We start from the raw sequence: 22,965 nt of genomic DNA on the forward strand, positions 1-22,965 counted from the left end.
CCAAAGAGCAATATAAGGGAGAATACCGCGCAAAACCGAATCAATCTGCCAGCTTATATGTCATGACCAATTTTGGCTACAATCTGGCGTTCATACCGAAGAAGATCCTTTGATGTCAAATACAGCATTTATGGGCGAAGTTTCTAAGCGCAGAACGTTCGCTATCATCTCGCACCCGGATGCGGGTAAGACCACCATTACTGAAAAAGTATTACTTTTTGGACGCGCTATTCAAACCGCAGGTACAGTAAAAGGTCGTGGCTCTGCGCAGCACGCAAAATCTGACTGGATGGAAATGGAAAAAGAGCGTGGTATCTCGGTAACGACCTCGGTGATGCAGTTTCCATACAACGAGTGCCTAGTTAACCTGTTGGATACACCAGGACACGAAGACTTCTCGGAAGATACTTATCGTACCCTAACCGCGGTTGACTCTTGCCTTATGGTCATTGATGCCGCGAAAGGTGTTGAGGATCGTACACGTAAGCTGATGGAAGTTACCCGTCTGCGTGATACGCCAATTGTCACTTTCATGAACAAACTTGACCGTGATATCCGTGATCCAATGGAGCTACTGGACGAGGTTGAAAGTGAGCTAAACATTTCCTGTGCCCCGATTACTTGGCCGATCGGTTGTGGTAAAGAGTTTAAAGGTGTGTACCACATCCATCGCGATGAAACGATTCTCTACTCGACAGGTCAAGGCCACACCATTCAGGATAAGCTGGTTGTTAAGGGGTTGGATAACCCTGAGCTTGATGAGGCTGTTGGTGCTGAGCTAGCGGAGCAGCTACGCGAAGAGCTAGAGCTTGTGATTGGTGCATGCCCTGAGTTTGATCAGGAGTTGTTCCTTGCTGGTGAATTGACGCCAGTATACTTTGGTACCGCACTGGGTAACTTTGGTGTTGACCATATGCTGGATGGTTTAACGGAATGGGCGCCTGCGCCAATGCCGCGTCAAGCGAATGAGCGTCAAGTTGAAGCGAACGAAGAGAAATTCTCTGGCTTCGTATTTAAGATTCAGGCCAACATGGATCCAAAACACCGTGACCGTATTGCTTTCATGCGTATTGTATCTGGTACCTACACACAGGGTATGAAGATGAACCACGTGCGCCTTGGTAAGCAGATCAATATCTCTGATGCGGTAACCTTCATGGCTGGTGACCGCTCTCGTGCTGAAAATGCCTATGCGGGCGATATTATTGGCTTGCACAACCACGGTACCATCCAGATTGGTGATACCTTTACTCAAGGTGAAGCGCTGAAATTCGCAGGTATTCCAAACTTTGCGCCTGAGCTATTCCGTCGTATCCGTCTAAGAGATCCATTGAAGCAAAAGCAGTTGCTTAAAGGTCTGGTACAGCTGTCTGAGGAAGGGGCTGTACAGGTATTCCGTCCACTACAAAACAATGACCTGATTGTTGGTGCGGTCGGTGTGCTTCAGTTTGACGTCGTTGTTGCGCGTTTAAAAGCTGAGTACAACGTGGAAGCGATTTATGAGAGCGTTAACGTTGCAACCGCACGTTGGGTTGAGTGTGAAGATGGTAAGAAACTGGATGAGTTCCAGCGTAAGAACCAAACCAACCTCGCCCTAGATGGTGGTGATAACCTGACGTACATTGCGCCAACTATGGTGAACTTAAATTTGGCGAAAGAGCGTTTCCCAGATGTTGAGTTCCGAGCGACTCGCGAACACTGATCTTCGTCGTATTTGGGAGGAGCACTGCGTTAACTGCACAAATTCACCCCAATCACATAGTTAGCTATGCTCATGGGGATGAATTTGCTTGTTGCCTTGTTCTTCCCCCAACTACTTAGAAGATCTTTCGAGAACTTCTATTAAAAAAATACCGCCTTATCTGAGGCGGTATTTTTGTTTTCATTGTAAATGAGCATGCTCTTTTAGCCGATTGAAACTAAAAAGGGTTGATGCTCTCACATCAACCCTTTCAAATTGCTAGCTTGTTACTACTTTTTCTTCTTCGCGACTTTCTTTTTGCCTTTAGAAGTAGTTTTTTTCTTGTCGTCTTTTTTCTTCTTCTTAAACACTGGTTTTTTGTGTTTCGGACGAAGCTCTTTAATAAAGCGCTCTTTGATCTCTTCTTTTACGTAGCGAGCCACACGGTCCATCATGGTTTGGTCATGGGCTTCAACTAAAGAGATCGCATTGCCTTTTTTGCCTGCGCGGGCGGTACGGCCGATACGGTGGAGGTACACATCTGCACTGCGTGGCATGTCGTAGTTAATGACATGGCTGACATCTGGCAAGTCGATACCACGGGCAGCGACGTCTGTTGCCAGAAGTACGTTTACGGTACCGTCACGAAAACGCGCAATGGCATTGTTACGACGATCTTGCGGCATTTCGCCTTGAATCCAAGCACACGGAATTTGCGCTTTTTCCAGTTCAACGCGCAGCTCGGCTAATCGTTCACGAGTTTTCAGAAAGACAATAGAGCGCTCAGCTTGGTCGTTGATGATCGTTTTCAATAGCGCTAGTTTATGCGCCATATCATCGGCACGGTGATACCACTGGGCAATCTTTTTACGCTCTCGGCGAGATGGCTCAGCGTCGATCTCAGCAGGTTCTTTAAGCAGATCTGCGGTAAATCCTTCCACGCCTTTGCCTTCCAGCGTTGCAGAGAAGAGCAACGTTTGTTTACGCCAGCGACATTCTGAAGAAAGGCGATCAACTGTCGGGCCAAAGCCCATGTCGAGCATGCGATCCGCTTCATCAAGGATCAGCCATTCAATGGCACGGCAGTCAAAACGTTCCGCTTCGATGTATTCCATCAAACGACCAGGCGTTGCAACAACGATATCTTGTGTCTTAGCGAGAATATCGGCGTGTTCTTGATACTGCACACCACCAGTGATGGTGAAGATGTTCAGATTAGTGTTTTTTGCGAGAGCACGAGCTTGATCAGCGACTTGCATTGCCAACTCGCGAGTAGGAGTCAGGATCAGCACACGAGCAGGCCCCGGCTTACGACGCGGGAAGTCCTGCAAGTATTGTAGAGCTGGCAGAACAAAAGCGGCGGTTTTGCCTGTACCAGTTGGCGCAGAAGCGAGAATGTCTCTGCCGTCCAAAGCTTGTGGAATTGCTTCGGCCTGGATCTGGGTTGGGCGGGTATAACCCATTTCTTCGATTGCAACGAGCAGGTTTTCATCTAGCTCTAGTTCAGCAAAATTTTTGATCACTCTGGTGTCTCCACAAGCTGGTAAGTGAGAACGATAAATTTAAGGGGACGTATTATAGAGGGTTCGGTGATAAGGATCACACCTTAATTTCTACATCTTTAAATAAAACGCTTTAGTTAATGCGACGAATTCATCGCTGTAGCCATTATCCTTTTGAATTATCAGTTTTTCTATCTTGGCGTTTGATGTGTATTGGCTAAGTTGAATCAGCAAGCGGCCAACGGGTTTCTTGGCTGTTGGCTGTACTTCACATAAACCCGCCAGATGCCAACCAAGTGTTTCTGCCAAGGAGATAAACATACGTCCTTCTGCTTCTGGGAGGACAAACCAAGCCTGGCCCTCAGCGCTCAGTAACTTAAAACAGCGTTCAAGCAAAGCTTCGTGGCTCAAGGTTAAGGTATGCCTTGCGGTCGCTCGTTGCTGGTTTTGGGCGTGCTCTCCTGAATTGAAATACGGCGGATTACATACAATAGCGTCATAGCGTGTTCCGAATGGAAAGTTGAGCACGTCGCCTTCCAGTAGTGTTAGTCGGGAAGACCAAGGAGAAGAGGTGAAGTTCTCTTTCGCGGCCTGCAACGCGTGCTGATCAATATCGATCGCGTCAATGACACAGTCAGGGTTTCGCTGTGCACACATTAAAGCCAATAAACCTGTGCCTGTTCCAATATCTAAAAGGGTATTCGCTTGTTTAATGCCGCACCACGCACCGAGTAAGACGCCATCGGTGCTGACAGGCATACCCGAGTAACCACCAGCAATTTTAAACTGCTTGAATGAAAAGTCTTTTGTCTTGGATTGGGTGTTTTTCATTTTATTCTGCATGTGGTTATTAATTGAGTGATTAAGTCTATTGTTGGATCTTTGTATGGTCTTTTGTTCTATCTATGTTGCATTTGTTTGATTTATTGATCCAGATATTAAACTGATTAATTCCTTTGTTATAGTTGATATCACTGGTTTTTGATTGAAAGTATAAATTTATATGGTGTTTTTTGCCCTAGGGTTGCGGTTGGGTGTGTGTTTCGTCATTATTCGCCTCCAAATTTATAGATTGGGTAGCCAACTCGGACTGCTCAGCATGCACAACATCAATCAAAATAATTAAAGGGTCTCTTGTGAATCAGACTTTAAAATTAACAGATATTATCGCGGTAGGCTTTATGCTTTTCGCTTTCTTCTTAGGTGCAGGTAACATTATTTTCCCACCACTAGCAGGACAGCTTGCAGGTGAGAATCTCGTACCTGCTATGACAGGTTTTCTTCTAACGGCGGTAGGCCTCCCTCTTATTACTATCGTTGCTATCGCCGTTGCCGGTGGTTCTTGGGATCATCTCACCAAAGACTTGCCTAAACGCGTGGCGATGACCATAGCGGTACTGATCTTTATCATTATCGGTCCTGCATTTGCCGCGCCGCGCACAGGTTTAGTGGCTTACGAAATGGCGGTAAAGCCATTTTTTGTTGATGCGGCTCAATCGCACCTGACGATTTTTTCTATCTTGTTCTTTGCTGTGGCCATGTCTTTTGCTTGGTCACAAGGCAAGCTGATTGATGTGATCGGTAAAGTACTGACTCCAGTACTTTTCTTAGGCTTGATTGTGCTTGCTGTCGCTGTGTTTATCGACCCTCAAGGTGAAATGATCGCAGCACAAGGTGAATACCTGACACACCCACTGCAAAAAGGTTTCCTTGAAGGTTATAACACCATGGATACCTTTGCCTCGTTGATGTTTGGTGGGCTTATCGTCGATGCACTTCGTCAAAAAGGCATTTCTGATCAAAAAGCGACCGCAAAATACCTAATCAGAGCCGCATGTGTTGCTGCTGCTGGTTTGGCTTTCGTTTACGTCTCTTTGTTCTACCTAGGTGCAACCAGTGCGGCTGTGGCTGCTGGCGCAGACAATGGTGGTGTGATTCTTAGCGTGTACGTTCAATCTCTGTTCGGCCCATATGGTCAAATTGTATTGTCAGTGATTGTGCTTCTTGCGTGTTTAACGACGGCTATCGGTATTATCTCAGCGTGTTCTGATTACTTTAGCTCGCTGACTCCAGTGTCCTACAAAACTTGGGTTGTGGTTAACGGTGTGGCGTGTGCAGTGGTCGCGAATGTTGGCCTTTCTCAACTGATTGCTTTGTCTGTTCCTGTGCTATTCGCGCTATACCCAGTGGCTATCGCTTTGGTTGCACTGACATTTATTCGCAAGATGCTACCAAACCCACAAGTGGCTTACCGTGTTGTTATCCTTGTGTCACTGCTGTTTGCTCTGATTGATGCAGCAAAAGTAGCGGGTGTGGATGTGTCTGCGCTGAATATGCTACCGCTGTTCGATATTGGCATGGGTTGGTTGCTACCAACAATTGCTGCGATGATCTGCATGTTTTTCATTGGAAAATCAGCTCAATCGGAGCTAGCAGAAGAAGCGGCTTAAGCTGAAACGCTCAATAGATAAAAATCCCCTGTCATGCCTCGTGTGACAGGGGATTTTTCGTTGAATCGTCGGCAGGTTGCAGTGCAAAAAATTCCTGTATCTTCGTCACACTTTTCAGTACAATTCTTCGGTTAAATTCTACTCATAAATGTTGAGCAAACATGTTTGAAATCAATCCTATTAAAAACCGCCTTAAGGACGTGTCTGAGCGCACTAATGTCCTGAGGGGGTATCTTTGACTATGACGCTAAGCAAGAGCGTCTAGAAGAAGTCAACGCAGAACTAGAACAACCGGATGTGTGGAACGAACCTGAGCGTGCGCAAGCGCTAGGCAAAGAGCGTTCTGCCCTAGAAGCGGTTGTGGAAACGATTGACCAACTTGAGCAAGGTGTGGAAGACGTTGATGGTCTTCTAGAGCTTGCGGTTGAAGAAGAAGATCAAGAAACCTTCGATGAAATTGAGCCAGAGCTTGCTGAGCTTGAAGCTAAGCTAGAAAAGCTCGAATTCCGTCGTATGTTCTCTGGCGACCATGATGCATCTGACTGCTACATTGATCTACAGTCAGGCTCTGGTGGTACAGAAGCGCAAGACTGGACATCGATGATGCTACGCATGTACTTACGTTGGGCTGAAGCAAAAGGCTTTAAGACGGAAGTGATCGAGGTCTCTGAAGGTGAAGTTGCTGGTCTTAAAGGTGCAACGGTTAAGATCTCTGGCGAATACGCTTATGGTTGGCTACGTACGGAAACAGGTGTTCATCGCTTGGTTCGTAAATCGCCATTCGATTCAAGTGGCCGTCGTCATACATCGTTTGCTTCTGCGTTTATCTACCCAGAGATTGATGACAACATCGATATCGACATTAACCCTTCTGATCTACGTATTGACGTATACCGTGCATCCGGTGCGGGTGGTCAGCACGTTAACACCACGGAATCGGCGGTACGTATTACGCACGTTCCAACCAATACTGTGGTTCAGTGTCAGAATGATCGTTCTCAGCACAAGAACAAAGATCAGGCGATGAAACAGCTTCGTGCGAAGCTATTTGAATTAGAGATTCAAAAGCAAAATGCAGAGAAGCAAGCCAATGAAGACGCTAAGTCAGACATCGGTTGGGGTAGTCAGATTCGTTCATACGTACTGGATGACTCGCGCATCAAAGATCTGCGTACTAGCGTTGAAAACCGCAACACTCAAGCGGTTCTTGACGGCGACCTAGACAAATTTATCGAAGCTAGCCTGAAATCAGGCCTGTAAGCTTTTCACCGAAAAACTATTTTCATAAAGAAAGACAGGATACATCAAAAATGACTGATGCTGTTCAAAACGACAATGTACAAGAAGAGAATAAGCTGATTGCTGAGCGCCGCGCTAAACTGGATCATATTCGTCAGAGCTGCAAAGCAAACGGCCACCCAAATGACTTCCGTCGTGAGCACCTAGCTGGCGATCTTCAAGCGGAATTCGGTGAAAAGACGAAAGAAGAGCTAGAAGAGCTAAACCATGTTGTGGCTATCGCGGGCCGTGTTATGGCTAAGCGTGGTCCTTTCCTAGCGATTCAAGAAACCTCTGGTCGTATCCAAGCCTACGCTGCAAAAGATGTTCAAAAAGAGCTGAAAGAGAAGTACCAAGGCCTAGATATCGGTGACATCATCGGTGTGAAAGGTGCTCTTCACAAGTCAGGTAAAGGCGACCTTTACGTGAACATGGAATCTTACGAGCTGCTAACGAAAGCACTTCGTCCACTTCCAGAGAAATTCCACGGCCTGACTGACCAAGAGATGCGTTACCGTCAGCGTTATGTTGACCTGATCGTCAACCAAGATTCACGTGAAGCGTTCATCATCCGTTCTAAGCTGGTATCGGCTATTCGTAACTTCATGAGCTCAAAAGGCTACCTAGAAGTGGAAACGCCAATGATGCACGTGATCCCTGGTGGTGCAACGGCTCGTCCATTCATCACTCACCACAACGCACTAGACATCGATATGTACCTGCGTGTTGCTCCAGAGCTTTACCTGAAGCGTCTAGTGGTTGGTGGTTTTGACCGCGTATTCGAGATCAACCGTAACTTCCGTAACGAAGGTCTATCGCCACGTCACAACCCAGAATTCACTATGATGGAATTCTACCAAGCGTACTCTGACTACAAAGATCTAATGGATCTGACTGAAGAGATGCTAAGCACAGTTGCAATGGACGTTTTAGGTTCAACGTCTATGCCTTACGGTGACGAAACAGTTGAGTTTGGTGGTAAGTACGCTCGCATGAGCATGTTTGAAGCAATCAAACACTACAACCCAGAGCACGCTGAGATCCAAGCGCTAACAGAACAAGATCTTACTAACCGTGACAAGATGGTTGCTATCGCAAAATCGGTACACGTGGAAGTAGAAACGTTCTGGACATGCGGTCAGCTTCTAGAAGAGATCTTTGGTGAGACTGCTGAACCTCAGCTAATCCAACCAACGTTCATCACTGGTTACCCAGCGGATATTTCTCCTCTTGCTCGTCGCAGCGATGACAACCCATTCTTCACAGACCGCTTCGAGTTCTTCATCGGTGGCCGTGAAGTGGCGAATGGCTTCTCAGAGCTTAACGATGCAGAAGACCAAGATGCACGCTTTAAAGCACAGGTTGATGCGAAAGATGCAGGTGATGATGAAGCTATGTACTACGATGCGGACTACATCACAGCACTTGAGCACGGCTTACCGCCAACGGCAGGTCAAGGTATCGGTATCGATCGTCTAGCGATGCTGTTTACTAACACGCACACTATCCGTGACGTGATTCTATTCCCAGCCATGCGTCCACAAGCTTAATTGCTAGTGTAAAAACAGCGAAAAGGCCGATATCACTGAGGTGATATCGGCCTTTTTTATGATGTAAAGATCAGAGGTTTTTTACTTCCAGCCCGGCGAGCTGATGCCAGTAACCGTTACATTGGCGGCTATCAATTTTCATCGGACTTTGCCCAGATTCGTTAGCCCGAAAATGGTTTAATTCTGAGAGGGTTTCGATGCCAAGTGGGCTGAGGCGAACGACATCGACCAATCCCTTCATATTTGGCAAGTCATTGATCAGGTTGTAGCAATATCCTGATTGAGTCTGAATGCCGTTGAGGTTAAACACTTGCTGACCTTCCTGACTGCTGACCTTGATGCCTGTTGGGTATTTGATACAGCAAGTTTCGCAATCGTCTTTAGCACGATTTTCAGCACGAGCAGTGAAGCAGCGAGCAGAGTAGGCCAGTGGCAAATAGCCATGGCTGAATACCTCGACTTCAAACTTGCCTTTAATACCAATTTCATCACATTGGTTAAGTACATTACCTAACCATTCTCTAGATAGCTCGACTGGCATACACCAGCGCGTCATACCCTGTTTAAGAAATAATTTCAGCGTGTGTGCGTTGTAGGTATTCACCGCAGGGCCGACGACAAACGGAACCTTGTGTTCAGAGGCTAGCTGAATGGCAGAGACATCGTTGGCTTCGATAGCGAATTCGCCATTATCAATGTACTTCTTCATGATGTTGACTTCACTAGGCGCTTCAAGCAGCGCCATGGTAGACAGAACCACTTGTTTGCCGGACTGACTGAGCGATTTCGCAATATCGATCCAATGTGCAGGTTTCATTTCTCGGCGTTTGGAACAAACGCTCTCGCCAAGATAAATGATGTCGGCGGAGCTGGATGCAGCCTGCAGATAAAACTCTTCAACATCTTGCTTAGGCCAGAAGTAAAGCAGGGGGCCAAGGGCGTATTTCATCGTGTTTTCCTTTCTGTACTTTACTGCCATTTACGGTGGTAAGCACCGAGGGTTGTCTGAGTGCCTTCTGATACGTTAGCCAGCGCAGCATCCCAGGCCGCTTCAACTTGATAAGCTTCAGGGTTGGCTAAGTAGCGGTCGATAGCTGCACGCCAGGTACGAGTCACTTGCTCGACATAAGCGGGACTTCGTTGACGGCCTTCGATTTTTACAGAAGCTACATTTGCGGCAAACAAGTCAGGCAACATAGAGAGTGTGTTGAGGCTGGTGGGCTCTTCCAATGCGTGATAAGCCTGAGTGTGCTCGTCTAACTCTGCTGTGAATCGTCCCTTACATAAAGTGGGGTAGCCAGCATTTTCTCCGTCACTATAGCGATCAATCAGAATGTTATTGAGCCGAGATTCCAGTCCTTTGTCTGTCTCCTGCCAACGAACAAATTTCGCAGGCGAGCAGGCGCCAACGGTATTGGGAGACTCGCCCGTCATGTACGAAGAAAGGTAACAGCGGCCTTCAGACATAATGCACAAGCTGCCGAAGGCGAACACTTCTAGGTCGACATCTTGCGGAATGTTGCGTGACAGCTGTTTGACCTGATGGATAGACAGCACACGCGGCAGTACCACGCGTTTAACATTGAAGTTCCGTTTATAGAAGTCGATTGCAGCGACATTGGTCGCCGATGCCTGAACCGACAAATGCAGTTCGAGTTCAGGGTATTTGTTGGCGGCGTAATCCAGTACGGCGATATCAGCAATGATTAACGCATCAATGCCACTTTGGGCGGCGCGATCGACAGCGTCAGTCCAACGCTCAAACCCATCTGGATGAGCGAAGGTATTCAGCGCGACGTGAATTTTTTTCTTATGGTCATGGACGTACTGAACCGCTTTGTCCAGTTTTTTGCCAGTGAAGTTAAGACCTGCGAAATGGCGCGCATTGGTATCGTCTTTGAAGCCGATATATACAGCGTCAGCACCGCAGTCGATGGCTGTTTTGAGAGCAGGTAAGTTACCTGCAGGGCAGAGGAGTTCCATTGCGCCTTCCAATCTGTCTTTGCGAAAAATTGCTCCGCATTTTATGAAGGAATATGAACGGCAAGTTTGATGTAAGGCAGGTTTAGGTAAGTTTCTGAGTCAAATACTCATTTAGAGTGAGTTGCAATCAGTTTTTGTGGCGACGATGCTGAGCAAATAGCTCTTCGACTTCTTGCTTTGGTTGCGGGCGATAGAAATGGAAGCCCTGAATCGAATTACAATTGAGGTTAGAGAGCAGAGTCGCTTGTTGCTGGGTTTCGACCCCTTCTGCGACCACTGTCAGGTTAAGCGATTTACCCAGATTAATGATGTTTTCGATTACTGTCACCTGTTTCGGTAGCGTATCGATGTCATTGATGAACGCGCGGTCAATCTTAAGCTCATCTATCGGGAAGCGGGCGAGATAAGAAAGTGATGAGTAGCCGGTACCAAAGTCGTCAATCGATAAAGCAAAGCCCAGTTTTTTAATGGCGTTGAGTATTTGCAGCGTGTGTTCACTGTCGCTCATTACGGCACTTTCGGTCAGCTCAAACGTGATGCAGTTAGGATCAAGCTCTGTAGTACGCAGTAACTTCTCCATATAATCGATCAGTTTTGGATTGCCAAATTGCTCTGGAGAAAGGTTTATCGCGACGCGCCCCGGCAGAATACCTTGAAGTTTCCAACGCTTGACCGTGCTGAAAACTTCTCGCATGACCACTCGACCCAGATGTTCAATCAAGCCTGCTCGCTCGGCGACAGGGATAAAAGCGCCAGGGCTAATGTAACCTTCCACGGGATGTTTCCAGCGGATAAGGGCTTCTGCGCCATTAATGCTGAAGTCACGAGCGTTGACCTTAGGCTGGTACCACACTTCTAAGCCATTCTGTTGTAAGGCTTTTTGTAGTTCAATTTCCAACCATAAACGCATACGCGCTTCTTTGTTCATCTGATCATTGAACTTAATTAGACGATTACGGCCCCGGTCTTTGGCTTCGTACATCGCGGTGTCGGCGTTTTGCAGCAGAATACGTGCGTCATTTCCATCTCCCGGATACGTCACACTGCCGATAGAACACGCTAAGCGTTTGCTGAAATGGTGCAGATCAAATGGCTGGTTAATGAGTGAGATTATGCGTTCAGCAAGAATCTCCGCCATTCGATTGTTTTCTGGTTCCGGCAATATCAGGCCAAATTCATCGCCTCCTAAATGCCCTACTACCGCATGTTGCGGTAAAAGACGCTTAAGACGAGATGACACTTCTTTAATCACTTTATCACCAATATGGTGACCTAAAGAGTCGTTGATGTTCTTGAAATTATCGATATCGAGGTAGAGCAGTAACAGTGGTGTTTCATTATGAATGAACTGCTCTAGACGTTTGGTAAAACCAAAACGATTGTAGAGGCCAGTTAAAGAATCAATGTGTGCATCTTCTAACGGCTTGTTACTCAAGTGTTTTGGAGTTTCATCGGCATCTTGAATCAGCACCAATTGAGTATTGCTGCCTAGTACCATCGCGTCATCAGCGTGGAGCTGAACACGGCGCTCGAAGCCACATCTTGGGCCAGTCAGACAGGTCAAAGGTGCTTTCGCCAGTGAACTGCTGAGCGATTTACTGAAAACCGTTTTGGTTTTCTCATCGACAAATAGGCGGGAAAGTTCTTCACCTAACAAATCACTGTTATCTTCAAAACCGAGCAAACGCACTGCCGCAGGGTTGGCAGATATGATGCAATCCTCTTCGACCAGTAGCAAGCCATCAGGCAACAAAGTGGTGAGTGTTGAGAACTTACCTTCTGATTCTTCTAAAGAACGAACCAGAATATGTTTTTCTGATGTGTCGACCGCATGAAAGGCAACGTATTCAATTTTTTTGTCGATTTCGATGGGGGCTAAGCTGAAATGCAGACTGGTTTCGAGGTCAATTTCGTTCAGCGTGATTTCTGCTTCGAGGGATTCTCCGTTGAAGGCACGCTCATAGTAGGGCTTGAGTTGGTTATAGAAATGCTTACCTAAGGTTTGCGTATCGCTCATACCGATCAGTTCTTGGTTGGATAGGCCTGCGATATCGCAATAGCGACCATTAACCATGGCATAGTTATGCTGGCTATCCAAAATGGCGAAAAAAAACGGGCTGTTCGCCGTTATCTTCGTGAACCAATGCTGTAGTTGTTGCGAAAGCATCAAGGGTATTACCGACTCTCCAAAGAGCAATACGAGTCACAGAGCTGTGAATAGAAGCGATACCAATAACTATAACTGTGATTGCCGCTAGATTAAAGGGCTAGCGGTATCAGACTAATTTTTTGATACACAACAGGAATCGCTCCATCATCATCCATTATGATGAGTATCCTATTTACAAAGTAACGGATAACGCTCGTGATTAACAAGATTCGCACCCAGCTAGTTGAAAATGCCGCATCAATTTTGCGATCTCCAGTCCACTTATTACCTAAAAGTGTACAAAAAAAAGTCTTGTTAGAGGGGCTAAAAAGCGTTTTTAGAGAGTCTCTTGAGGATGGTGATTTTGAATTTCTAGAAGGTAAGTGGCTGAAAATTGAGATAAAAGATATGCAGCTAAGTTGGTATGTTAGTTACCAAGATAGCCAGTTGATGGTTGCGGATTCAGCCGCTAAAGAAGACGTTGCTTTTCGAGGCAATCTCAATGATCTGGTTTTGATTGCTGGGCGAAAAGAAGATCCTGATACTTTGTTCTTCCAGCGCCGCTTGTCTATAGAAGGAGATACGGAGCTGGGGTTAGAGATAAAGAATTTGATGGACAGTGTCGATTTAGAGCAGCTGCCGAAACCGTTGCAAACACTATTAAATCAACTAGCCGATTTTGTGCAGAAAGGGTTACAATCGCCACTCGCACAAAGTGAGGTTATCAATGCTTATTCGAACTGAAGCTCCGGCTGACATTCTTGCCGTCGACAGGCTACTGAAGTCTGCTTTTGAAACAGAAACTGAAGCGGATTTAGTGATGAGGCTAAGAGAGAACGGACGTAGAACCTTATCATTGGTTGCCTGTAATGATGAAGGAGAAGTGATTGGGCACGTCATGTTCAGTCCAGTTACATTAAATGGTGAAGACTTAAACTGGCAGGGCTTGGCTCCACTCGCTATAAAAGCAGACTACCGCCGACAAGGTCTGGCGGCAGAGTTAGTTAAGGAAGGGCTGGAATCGCTAAAAGAGTTTGGCTACCCGGCTTGTGTGGTACTGGGTGAACCTGAGTATTATTCTCGCTTTGGCTTTGAAGCGAGTGAAAAGTACAGCTTTTGTTGTCAGTGGGAAGCGCCTGCTGGCGCATTTCAAGTGTTAGCACTGGCAGAGAATGAGTTTACCGAACGCAGTGGCCGAATTAAATACAGCCCTGAGTTTTCAGCGTTTTAGACAAAATGTACTGGCAAGTAAAAAGAAAAGTATGACTTTTGTCCTTTTTTTGACCGCTTAGCCATCAAGTCGTCTTTTTTTGAAAAATTCTACTTGTCAGCGTAATAACCTTTCGCTAGTATTGCTCGGCCTTCGATAAGGAGGTCGCTAGCCTTGTTCAAAAACATCAAAAATGAGTTTTCGAGCGGCGCTGGCTCAACAATTTGGAACATAGGTGGAAATCATGTTTACAGTTCTACTTGTGATTTACCTGTTGGCAGCGGTTGGTGTAATCGGCCTAGTGCTGATTCAACAAGGTAAAGGCGCAGATATGGGAGCCTCATTCGGTGCAGGCGCATCAAACACAGTGTTTGGCGCAAGCGGCTCAGGTAATTTCCTAACCCGAATGACTGCAATTTTTGCAACAGTATTTTTCATCCTTAGCTTAGTGCTAGGTAACATGTCGACCCATAAAACTGAATCTCAGTGGGTTGACCCGACTCAAGGTCAAGTTATCCAGCAAGCTGATGATGCTGCGAGTGAAGTTCCAGCCCCAACAGGCGACGAAATTCCTCAATAAGCTAAAGATTTAGCTGCCGAGATGGTGAAATTGGTAGACACGCTAGCATGAGGTGCTAGTGCCTTAGGTGTGAGGGTTCGAGTCCCTCTCTCGGCACCATTGTTTACAAACTTGTAAAACACCTTGGAGAGCGTATAATGCTCGACAAGTCGGACGCGGGGTGGAGCAGCTTGGTAGCTCGTCGGGCTCATAACCCGAAGGTCGTCGGTTCAAATCCGGCCCCCGCAACCAATCCTTTACTGGATGTGGACAAGTTTGCACAGTCGCAATAGCAACTGTGAGTTAAGCAAATTTTGATTGCTTAACACATCAGGGTCCAGCATCAAAAAACCCCGACTTTCGGGGTTTTTTGTTATCTGAATTTCTGCATTGCAGAAGTTCAGACATTGCTTGGAATTTAAATTGGGCTCTGAGCCCTTTTTTTGTTTCTGGAGTGGTTTAAATGACTGGTTTAGAAAGACAACTTACTGAAATGCTTGAAGCGCCAGTAGCAGCATCAGGTTATGAGTTAGTTGGATTAGAATTTATTCGCGCAGGCGAACATTCAACGCTACGTATCTTTATTGACCATGAAAATGGCATCTCTGTGGATGACTGTGCAGAAGTTAGCCGTCAGGTTAGTGCAGTAATGGACGTTGAAGATCCAATCACCGTGGCTTACAACCTAGAAGTGTCTTCTCCAGGTTTAGAAAGACCACTTTTCAAAGCAGCACACTATGAACAATTTATTGGTCACGAGGTAAGCATCGTTTTGAAAATGGCTGTTGGTAACCGTCGTAAGTGGAAAGGTGTTATCCACGCAATCGAAGGTGAAACAGTAACAGTTACTGTGGACGGCAACGCAGAAGAGTTTGCTCTAAGCAACATTTCAAAAGCTAACCTGATCCCTAAATTTTAATTAAGGTCTTAGAGGCTATTTAAAATGAGTAAAGAAATTTTAGCGGTAGCAGAAGCGGTATCGAACGAAAAAGGGGTACCTCGTGAGCGCATCTTTGAAGCCCTAGAGATTGCTCTAGCTACATCTACAAAGAAGAAACACGAAATCGAAATCGATGTTCGTGTTGAAATTGACCGTAAAACGGGTGAGTTCGATACTTTCCGTCGTTGGTTAGTAGTTGAAGAAGTAGAAAGCCCAACAAAAGAAATCTCTCTTGAAGCTGCACAGTTTGATGATGAGACGATTGAGCTTGGTGACTACGTAGAAGATGAAATCGAATCAGTAACGTTTGACCGTATTACTACGCAAACAGCGAAGCAGGTTATCGTACAGAAAGTTCGTGAAGCTGAACGTGCACAGATCGTTGAGCAGTTCATCGACAATGAAGGTGAGCTAGTTACTGGTGTGGTTAAGAAAGTTAACCGCGAAACTATCGTACTTGATCTAGGTAACAATGCTGAAGCGGTAATCCTACGTGATGACCAGCTTCCTCGTGAAAACCACCGTCCGGGTGACCGCGTTCGTGGTCTTCTGTACCGCGTAGCGCCAGAAGCTCGTGGTTTCCAACTATTCATCACACGTTCTAAGCCAGAAATGCTGGCGGAGCTATTCCGTGTTGAAGTACCGGAAATTGCAGAAGAGATCATCGAACTGAAAGGTGCGGCTCGTGATCCTGGTTCTCGTGCGAAGATTGCTGTGAAGACTAACGACAAGCGTATCGACCCTGTGGGTGCGTGTGTTGGTATGCGTGGTGCACGTGTACAGGCAGTCTCTGGCGAGCTTGGCGGTGAGCGTATTGATATCGTGCTTTGGGATGATAACCCAGCTCAGTTTGTTATCAATGCAATGGCGCCAGCAGACGTAGCTTCTATCATCGTTGATGAAGATGCTCACGCAATGGATATCGCGGTTGAAGCCGATAACCTAGCACAAGCTATTGGCCGTAACGGTCAAAACGTACGTCTAGCTTCTCAACTAACAGGTTGGGAACTGAACGTAATGACGGTTGAAGATCTGCAGAAGAAACACGCAGAAGAGTCTCAAGCGTCAATTGAAAACTTCATGAAGTACCTAGATATCGAAGAAGATTTCGCTCAGCTGTTAGTTGAAGAAGGCTTCTCTTCTCTTGAAGAGGTAGCTTACGTACCAGTAAACGAACTGCTTGAAGTCGATGGTCTAGACGAAGATCTTGTCGAAGAACTACGTAATCGTGCAAAAGATGCCCTAACTACACTGGCTCTGGCTCAGGAAGAATCTTTTGAAGGCTTAGAGCCTGCAGAAGACCTACTAGCTCTAGAAGGCCTAGAGCGTGAAATGGCATTTAAACTGGCAGCGAAAGGTGTAGCAACACTGGAAGATTTAGCTGACCAGGGTATCGATGATCTCGAAGGTATTGAAGGTCTAACCGAAGAATATGCGGGTGAGCTAATCATGGCAGCACGTAACATCTGTTGGTTCGGCGAAGACGCATAATTTTCAGCAAGGAGAAAGCGGCATGACAAAAATTACTGTTAAGGCACTGAGTGAAGAAATTGGTACACCAGTGGACCGCTTATTAGAGCAACTTGCTGATGCCGGTATGACGAAAGCGGGTACAGATCAGGTTTCTGAAGAAGAGAAGCAGAAGCTTCTGACTCACCTTAAGAAAGAGCACGGTGACACTTCTGGTGAAGCTGAGCCTACTCGCTTAACTCTACAGCGTAAAACTCGCAGCACACTTAGCGTAAACGCAGGTGGCGGCAAGAGTAAGGATGTTCAAGTAGAAGTTCGCAAGAAGCGAACTTATGTGAAGCGCAGCATTATCGAAGACGACGCAAACCGCGAGGCTGAGGAAGCAGCAAAGCGTGAAGCTGAAGAGCTTGCGAAGCGTGAGGCTGAAGAGCTAGCAAAACGTGAAGCTGCAGAGAAAGCACAACGCGAGGCCGAAGAAAAAGCGAAGCGAGAAGCGGACGCAAAACGTGACGCTGAAGAAAAAGCCAAACGCGTACAAGCTGATAAGGCTAAGAAAGACATGAATGCAAAAAATGCGGAAGTGAACACGCAAGCGAAAAAAGAAGCTGACGAACTTAAACGTCGTCAGGAAGAAGAAGCCCAACGTAAAGCAGAACAAGAAGCGGCTAAGCTTGTTGAAGAAGCGCGTAAATTAGCGGAAGAAAATGAAGCTCGTTGGACTGAAGCGGAACAGAAGAAGAAAGAGTTGGAAAACTCTGACTACCATGTAACGACTTCATCATACGCACGTGAAGCGGAAGACGCTGCAGACCGCAAAGAAGAAGGTGGTCGTCGCAAGAAGAAGAAGAAAACTTCTACTAACGATGATCAAAACCGCGGCGGCCGTAACCAGCGTGGTGGTAAAGGCCGCAACAAAGGTAAACTGGCGAAGCCTGCATCAATGCAGCAAGGCTTCGACAAGACAGCTACTGTTGCGAAAGCTGACGTTGTTATCGGTGAAACCATCGTTGTATCAGAACTTGCTAACAAGATGTCTGTAAAAGGCACAGAAGTTATCAAAGTAATGATGAAGATGGGCGCAATGGCGACGATCAACCAGGTTATCGACCAAGAAACAGCACAACTTGTTGCTGAAGAAATGGGGCACAAGGTAATTCTGCGTAAAGAGAACGAGCTAGAAGAAGCTGTACTGTCAGACCGTGACAGCAATGCAGAAGCAGTACCTCGTGCTCCAGTTGTTACCATCATGGGTCACGTTGACCATGGTAAGACATCGACACTTGACTACATCCGTAAAGCACACGTTGCTTCAGGTGAAGCTGGTGGTATTACACAGCACATCGGTGCATACCACGTTGAAACTGAAAACGGCATGATCACCTTCCTGGATACTCCTGGACACGCGGCGTTTACTGCAATGCGTGCTCGTGGTGCTCAGGCAACAGATATCGTTGTTCTTGTTGTCGCAGCAGACGATGGCGTAATGCCGCAGACAATCGAAGCAATCCAGCACGCGAAAGCGGCGGGTGTACCTCTGATTGTTGCTGTGAACAAGATCGATAAAGAAGACGCGAACCCAGATAACGTTAAGAATGAGCTAGCTCAATACGATGTTATTCCTGAGGAGTGGGGCGGTGAGAACATGTTCGTTCATATCTCTGCGAAACAGGGTACAAACATTGAAGGCCTGCTAGAAACTATCCTTCTACAATCTGAAGTTCTTGAGCTTACAGCGGTAGAAGAAGGCATGGCGTCTGGTGTGGTTGTTGAATCTCGCCTAGATAAAGGCCGCGGTCCTGTTGCCACTGTACTGGTTCAGTCTGGTACTCTAAACAAAGGTGATATCCTTCTTTGTGGTCAAGAGTACGGCCGTGTTCGTGCAATGCGTGACGAGAATGGTCAAGAGATCTTCACTGCGGGTCCTTCTATCCCAGTAGAAATCATCGGTCTGTCTGGTGTACCAGCATCTGGTGACGAAGCGACTGTTGTTCGTGATGAGCGTAAAGCACGTGAAGTTGCAAACTACCGTCAAGGTAAATTCCGCGATGTTAAACTAGCACGTCAGCAAAAAGCGAAACTAGAGAACATGTTCTCTAACATGGCTGCTGGTGAAGTGGCTGAGCTTAACGTGGTACTTAAAGCAGACGTTCAAGGTTCTGTGGAAGCTATCGCAGACTCGCTACGTAAACTTTCTACTGAAGAAGTGAAAGTGAACATCGTTGGTTCTGGTGTTGGTGGTATTACGGAAACAGATGCCGTTCTAGCAGCTGCGTCTAACGCTATCATCCTAGGTTTCAACGTTCGTGCTGATGCAACAGCTCGTCGTGCAGTCGAAACGGAAAACCTAGACCTGCGCTACTACTCAATCATTTACCAATTGATTGATGAAGTGAAACAAGCAATGGGCGGTATGCTTGCTCCAGAATTCAAGCAAGAAATCATCGGCCTTGCAGAAGTACGTGATGTATTTAAGTCACCTAAACTTGGCGCTATCGCGGGTTGTATGGTTACTGAAGGTACTATTAAGCGTAATAACCCTATTCGTGTACTACGTGAGAACGTGGTTATCTACGAAGGTGAACTAGAGTCACTACGTCGCTTTAAAGACGACGTTCAAGAAGTTAAGAACGGCTACGAATGTGGTATCGGCGTTAAGAACTACAATGATGTTCGCGTTGGTGACCAAATCGAAGTCTTCGAGGTTGTTGAAGTTAAACGTACTCTAGACTAATTGACTAACTTTACCGATGGTGAACGTCGGTAATAGGTTGTTGAATACGCCATGGGGGGCTGGAATTTATCCATCCCCCCATTCTTTCTAATAAGAGAAAAGATATGTCAAAAGAATTTAGCCGCACGCAGCGAGTATCGCAGCAGTTGCAAAAAGAACTGGCCATGATCCTACAACGTGAAGTTCGTGATTCACGCTTGGGTATGGTTACTATCTCAGACGTAGAAGTGTCTCGTGACCTTGCGTATGCAAAGGTGTTCGTGACCTTTTTATGTGTGGGTGAACAAACACCTGAGTCATGCTTAAAAGCGCTTCGTGAACACGAAGTTCATATCCGCATGATGCTAGGTAAGCGCATTCGTCTGCGTCTGACACCTGAAATTCGTTTCGAATACGACAACACTTTGGTTGAAGGTATGCGTATGTCTAACCTTGTCAGCGAAGTGGTAAGTGAAGACAAACGTAAGCAGCAAGACGCTGGCCGTGATGGCGAAAACTCGGAAGAGGATAACGCATAATGGCTCGCCGTCGTAAAGGTCGTCCAATTGATGGAGTGATCCTGTTAGATAAACCGACAGGTATTTCATCCAATGATGCGTTACAGAAAGTCAAACGCATCTATTTTGCAGAGAAAGCTGGGCATACTGGCGCTTTGGATCCGCTTGCGACTGGCATGTTGCCAATTTGTCTTGGAGAAGCCACAAAGTTTTCGCAGTTCCTTCTCGATTCGGATAAGCGTTATCGTGTTATTGCCAAGCTAGGCGAGCGCACCAATACGTCGGACTCGGACGGTGAAGTTGTCGAAACTCGCCCAGTTGATGTTGATATGACGAAACTGGAAGCATGTATTGACAAGTTCCGTGGTGAATCGGATCAGGTGCCATCGATGTTTTCCGCGCTCAAGTATCAAGGTAAGCCTTTATACGAATACGCTCGTCAAGGTATTGAAGTCCCGCGTGAAGCTCGCAAGATCACGGTTTATGAAATCATCTTACACCGTTTTGAAGGTGACGAAGTTGAGATGGAAGTGCATTGTTCAAAAGGCACTTATATCCGCACGATAGTTGATGATCTTGGTGAAATGCTTGGTTGTGGTGCACACGTGACTATGCTTCGTCGTACGGCAGTCGCTAACTATCCTTACGAAAAAATGGTGACGCTTGAGCAACTTAATGAATTGCTGGAGCAAGCTCATTCTGATGAAGTGGCGCCACGTGAGGTACTCGACCCATTGCTGTTGCCAATGGACACTGCGGTGGAAGATTTACCGGAAGTGAACCTAAATGCGGAGCAGACAGACTTAGTTCAGCACGGACAGCCTGTGTATGTTCTTGGTGTACCAGAAGGGACGCTACGCATGACCTCTGGTGATGAGCGTACCTTTATTGGTGTTGCGGAATTGAACGATGACGGAAAGGTTGCGCCTAAGCGTCTGGTTGTTTTTCGCGATTAAATAGCGCGGCATAGTAAAAACCGAAGCGTTCGCTTCGGTTTTTTTATGTCTGGTTACTGAACCTGCTCCGCGCTACGCAATAATGCTCTCAGTTGCTCAGCGCGTTTTCGATTGACGCCGAAATCTGAGTATCCCGTGCGGGATTCAGAACGAACTAATAAGGTGTTTCCTTCTATGCGTAATTCAAGATCATCAACAAAGCGCATGATTTTTGATGTGCATTCTATCCTCAAATAGCCTTCTTCTTTTACCGCTGTTTTTGCACCGGGTAATTGAAGTGCCGCATTTTCAATAACGTCGATACTGGCGTGGCTGGTGAGAGTGAACGGAGCGAGTTGGTGTTTTTCTCTGTCGTCTTGCGTGGAAACACAGTTCGGTTTATCACCACATGGTGATGAGGTGCGATCAGTCATAGTTTGGACTCCTTGGCTACAAGCGGATAATAGCATCACGGAAGTGATTAATAGCGCGTGCCTTTTCATTCACAATATCCTTATTGTTATAATCTGAGTGTATTAGTTAAAGAGCTACTATAAAAAAGGGTTGACGCACAAACGTCAACCCAAATTTCATATCAATGGTCATTTATCAGACTTCAAGGTAATCAAGGATTCCTTCTGCAGCTTTGCGTCCTTCATCAATGGCGGTCACGACTAAGTCCGAGCCTCGCACAGCATCCCCACCCGCGAAGATTTTTTCATTGCTGGTTTGATACTGAAACTCTTGTTCAGAAGGCGCTTTTATTCTCCCCCACTGATCGAGTTCCACATCATAAGGTGCTAACCATTCCATCTTATGTGGCTGGAATCCAAACGCCATAATTACAGCGTCTGCTGGCAGAACATGTTCACTCCCTTCAACAGGCTCTGGGCGACGACGTCCGGCTTCATCGGGTTCTCCAAGGGCTGTTTTAACCACTTTCACACCCGACACTTTGCCAGAGGTATCTACTTCGACACCTAAAGGTTGAAGGTTAAACTTAAAGTCGACGCCTTCTTCTTTGGCATTTTTCACTTCTCGACGAGAGCCGGGCATATTGGCTTCATCACGTCGGTAGGCACAAATGACGTTAGAGGCGCCTTGTCGGATTGATGTGCGCACACAGTCCATCGCAGTATCACCACCCCCGAGCACGACCACTTTTTTACCTGCCATATCCACGAACGGTTGTGTGTCTTCCAAGTCCATGACTTTATAGGTGTTGGAAATCAAAAACGGCAGTGCATCGTATACGCCCGGCGCGTCCTCGTTTTCTAATCCAGCTCGCATAGACTTGTATGTTCCGACACCGAGAAAAACAGCATCATAATCATCGAGTAGTTGCTGCATCGCTATATCCTGACCGACTTCAACGTTGAGGCGAAATTCAACGCCCATATCAGTGAAGATGCGGCGGCGATTTTCCATCACGCCTTTTTCCAGTTTGAACGATGGGATGCCAAAAGTGAGTAGGCCACCGATTTCAGGGTAGCGATCGAAAACAACAGGTTTGACGCCATTGCGCACTAAGATATCTGCGGCAGCAAGTCCCGCTGGGCCTGCGCCGATAATGGCCACCTTTTTGTCTGTCCATTCGACCTGTGACATATCGGGTTTCCAGCCCATTTCAAACGCTTTGTCGGTAATGTACTTCTCTATATTACCAATCGTGACAGCACCGAAATCGTTATTGAGGGTACAAGAACCCTCACACAATCGATCTTGTGGGCAGACTCGGCCGCATACTTCTGGCAGGCTATTTGTCTGATGTGATAGTTCCGCTGCTTCAAGAATACGCCCCTCATTGGCCAGTTTCAGCCATTGCGGAATGTAGTTATGCACTGGGCACTTCCACTCGCAGTAAGGGTTACCACAATCGAGACAGCGATCGGCTTGGGCAGTTGCCTGCTGCTTCGTAAAGGGTTCGTAAATTTCGACGAATTCAATCTTACGAACTTTAATCGGTTTCTTCGCAGGATCGACACGTTGTACATCAATAAATTGGTATACGTTCTGGCTCATGATTCAAA

The 22,965-nt window shown here is 46.5% G+C and carries 19 protein-coding genes and 2 tRNA genes; 14 read left to right on the forward strand and 7 right to left on the reverse strand.

Annotation, left to right across the window (positions count from 1 at the left end):
* The first annotated feature begins 112 nt into the window (after positions 1-112).
* Complete coding sequence (prfC, locus tag IX95_RS19775; protein WP_019274456.1) at positions 113-1,702, forward strand: peptide chain release factor 3; 1,590 nt, start codon at positions 113-115, stop codon at positions 1,700-1,702.
* Between the two features lie 269 nt (positions 1,703-1,971).
* Here prfC and srmB read toward each other — a convergent pair whose 3' ends face one another.
* Together srmB and IX95_RS19785 are read right to left on the reverse strand one after the other, a co-directional pair.
* The gene (gene srmB, locus IX95_RS19780; protein ID WP_006958062.1) at positions 1,972-3,204 is read right to left on the reverse strand and encodes an ATP-dependent RNA helicase SrmB; all 1,233 of its coding nucleotides are present in this window, start codon (positions 3,202-3,204) and stop codon (positions 1,972-1,974) included.
* 90 nt (positions 3,205-3,294) lie between these two features.
* The gene (locus tag IX95_RS19785; protein ID WP_038163413.1) at positions 3,295-4,014 is read right to left on the reverse strand and encodes a tRNA1(Val) (adenine(37)-N6)-methyltransferase; all 720 of its coding nucleotides are present in this window, start codon (positions 4,012-4,014) and stop codon (positions 3,295-3,297) included.
* Between the two features lie 305 nt (positions 4,015-4,319).
* Here IX95_RS19785 and brnQ point away from each other — a divergent pair, with 305 nt between their 5' ends.
* The 3 genes from brnQ (at position 4,320) to lysS (ending at position 8,461) form a co-directional block, all read left to right on the forward strand.
* Complete coding sequence (gene brnQ / locus IX95_RS19790; protein ID WP_006958060.1) at positions 4,320-5,633, forward strand: branched-chain amino acid transport system II carrier protein; 1,314 nt, start codon at positions 4,320-4,322, stop codon at positions 5,631-5,633.
* Between the two features lie 161 nt (positions 5,634-5,794).
* Positions 5,795-6,893, forward strand: a protein-coding gene (gene prfB, locus IX95_RS19795) for a peptide chain release factor 2 (RefSeq protein ID WP_096000866.1) whose coding sequence is annotated in 2 segments (ribosomal slippage) — positions 5,795-5,869 and positions 5,871-6,893 — 1,098 coding nt in all. Because the reading frame shifts where the segments join, the coding sequence is not laid out codon by codon here.
* 50 nt (positions 6,894-6,943) lie between these two features.
* Positions 6,944-8,461 carry a lysine--tRNA ligase gene (gene lysS, locus IX95_RS19800; RefSeq protein WP_006958058.1) on the forward strand — a complete coding sequence of 506 codons (1,518 nt, stop codon included), beginning with the start codon at positions 6,944-6,946 and terminating at the stop codon, positions 8,459-8,461.
* Positions 8,462-8,531: 70 nt separating this feature from the next.
* On the opposite strand, the gene IX95_RS19805 is transcribed toward lysS, so the two are convergent.
* The 3 genes from IX95_RS19805 to IX95_RS19815 form a co-directional block, all read right to left on the reverse strand.
* Positions 8,532-9,410, reverse strand: coding sequence for a U32 family peptidase (locus tag IX95_RS19805; RefSeq protein ID WP_038163416.1), 879 nt, complete (start codon positions 9,408-9,410; stop codon positions 8,532-8,534).
* A gap of 20 nt (positions 9,411-9,430) precedes the next feature.
* On the reverse strand, positions 9,431-10,444 hold the full coding sequence (gene ubiU / locus IX95_RS19810) for a ubiquinone anaerobic biosynthesis protein UbiU (RefSeq protein ID WP_038163418.1): 1,014 nt from the start codon (positions 10,442-10,444) through the stop codon (positions 9,431-9,433).
* A gap of 127 nt (positions 10,445-10,571) precedes the next feature.
* Positions 10,572-12,611 (reverse strand): sensor domain-containing protein, encoded by a 2,040-nt coding sequence (locus IX95_RS19815; protein WP_038163419.1) that lies wholly within the window; start codon positions 12,609-12,611, stop codon positions 10,572-10,574.
* A 198-nt stretch (positions 12,612-12,809) separates the two neighbouring features.
* Here IX95_RS19815 and ubiT point away from each other — a divergent pair, with 198 nt between their 5' ends.
* The 10 genes from ubiT to truB all read left to right on the forward strand — a co-directional run bounded on the left by ubiT (position 12,810) and on the right by truB (position 20,956).
* A complete protein-coding gene (ubiT, locus tag IX95_RS19820) occupies positions 12,810-13,337 on the forward strand; it encodes a ubiquinone anaerobic biosynthesis accessory factor UbiT (protein ID WP_038163421.1) in 528 nt (175 codons plus the stop codon).
* Positions 13,321-13,824: a GNAT family N-acetyltransferase gene (locus IX95_RS19825; protein WP_038163424.1), complete on the forward strand. Its 504-nt coding sequence runs from the start codon at positions 13,321-13,323 to the stop codon at positions 13,822-13,824. The genes ubiT and IX95_RS19825 overlap by 17 nt, the downstream gene beginning before the upstream one ends.
* A gap of 223 nt (positions 13,825-14,047) precedes the next feature.
* Entirely contained in the window at positions 14,048-14,383 is a 336-nt protein-coding gene (gene secG, locus IX95_RS19830; RefSeq protein WP_006958051.1) for a preprotein translocase subunit SecG, read from the forward strand.
* Positions 14,384-14,398: 15 nt separating this feature from the next.
* Positions 14,399-14,482 (forward strand) — tRNA-Leu (locus tag IX95_RS19835).
* A gap of 55 nt (positions 14,483-14,537) precedes the next feature.
* Positions 14,538-14,614 (forward strand) — tRNA-Met (locus tag IX95_RS19840).
* Positions 14,615-14,825: 211 nt separating this feature from the next.
* Entirely contained in the window at positions 14,826-15,281 is a 456-nt protein-coding gene (gene rimP, locus IX95_RS19845) for a ribosome maturation factor RimP (protein WP_006958050.1), read from the forward strand.
* 24 nt (positions 15,282-15,305) lie between these two features.
* The gene (nusA, locus tag IX95_RS19850; RefSeq protein WP_019274466.1) at positions 15,306-16,793 is read left to right on the forward strand and encodes a transcription termination factor NusA; all 1,488 of its coding nucleotides are present in this window, start codon (positions 15,306-15,308) and stop codon (positions 16,791-16,793) included.
* 22 nt (positions 16,794-16,815) lie between these two features.
* Positions 16,816-19,503 (forward strand): translation initiation factor IF-2, encoded by a 2,688-nt coding sequence (gene infB, locus IX95_RS19855; RefSeq protein ID WP_019274467.1) that lies wholly within the window; start codon positions 16,816-16,818, stop codon positions 19,501-19,503.
* A gap of 104 nt (positions 19,504-19,607) precedes the next feature.
* On the forward strand, positions 19,608-20,021 hold the full coding sequence (gene rbfA / locus IX95_RS19860; RefSeq protein WP_006958047.1) for a 30S ribosome-binding factor RbfA: 414 nt from the start codon (positions 19,608-19,610) through the stop codon (positions 20,019-20,021).
* Positions 20,021-20,956: a tRNA pseudouridine(55) synthase TruB gene (gene truB, locus IX95_RS19865; RefSeq protein ID WP_038163427.1), complete on the forward strand. Its 936-nt coding sequence runs from the start codon at positions 20,021-20,023 to the stop codon at positions 20,954-20,956. Before rbfA ends, truB begins: the two co-directional genes overlap by 1 nt.
* A gap of 53 nt (positions 20,957-21,009) precedes the next feature.
* Here the strand turns inward: truB and IX95_RS19870 are convergent, their stop codons facing one another.
* A complete protein-coding gene (locus IX95_RS19870; RefSeq protein WP_038163431.1) occupies positions 21,010-21,438 on the reverse strand; it encodes a DUF1499 domain-containing protein in 429 nt (142 codons plus the stop codon).
* A gap of 106 nt (positions 21,439-21,544) precedes the next feature.
* Positions 21,545-22,957 carry an FAD-dependent oxidoreductase gene (locus IX95_RS19875; protein WP_038163434.1) on the reverse strand — a complete coding sequence of 471 codons (1,413 nt, stop codon included), beginning with the start codon at positions 22,955-22,957 and terminating at the stop codon, positions 21,545-21,547.
* Between the last annotated feature and the right edge of the window lie 8 nt (positions 22,958-22,965).

It is taken from the genome of Vibrio sp. B183 (assembly GCF_000740665.1).
GTDB classification, from domain to species: Bacteria; Pseudomonadota; Gammaproteobacteria; order Enterobacterales; family Vibrionaceae; genus Vibrio; species Vibrio coralliilyticus.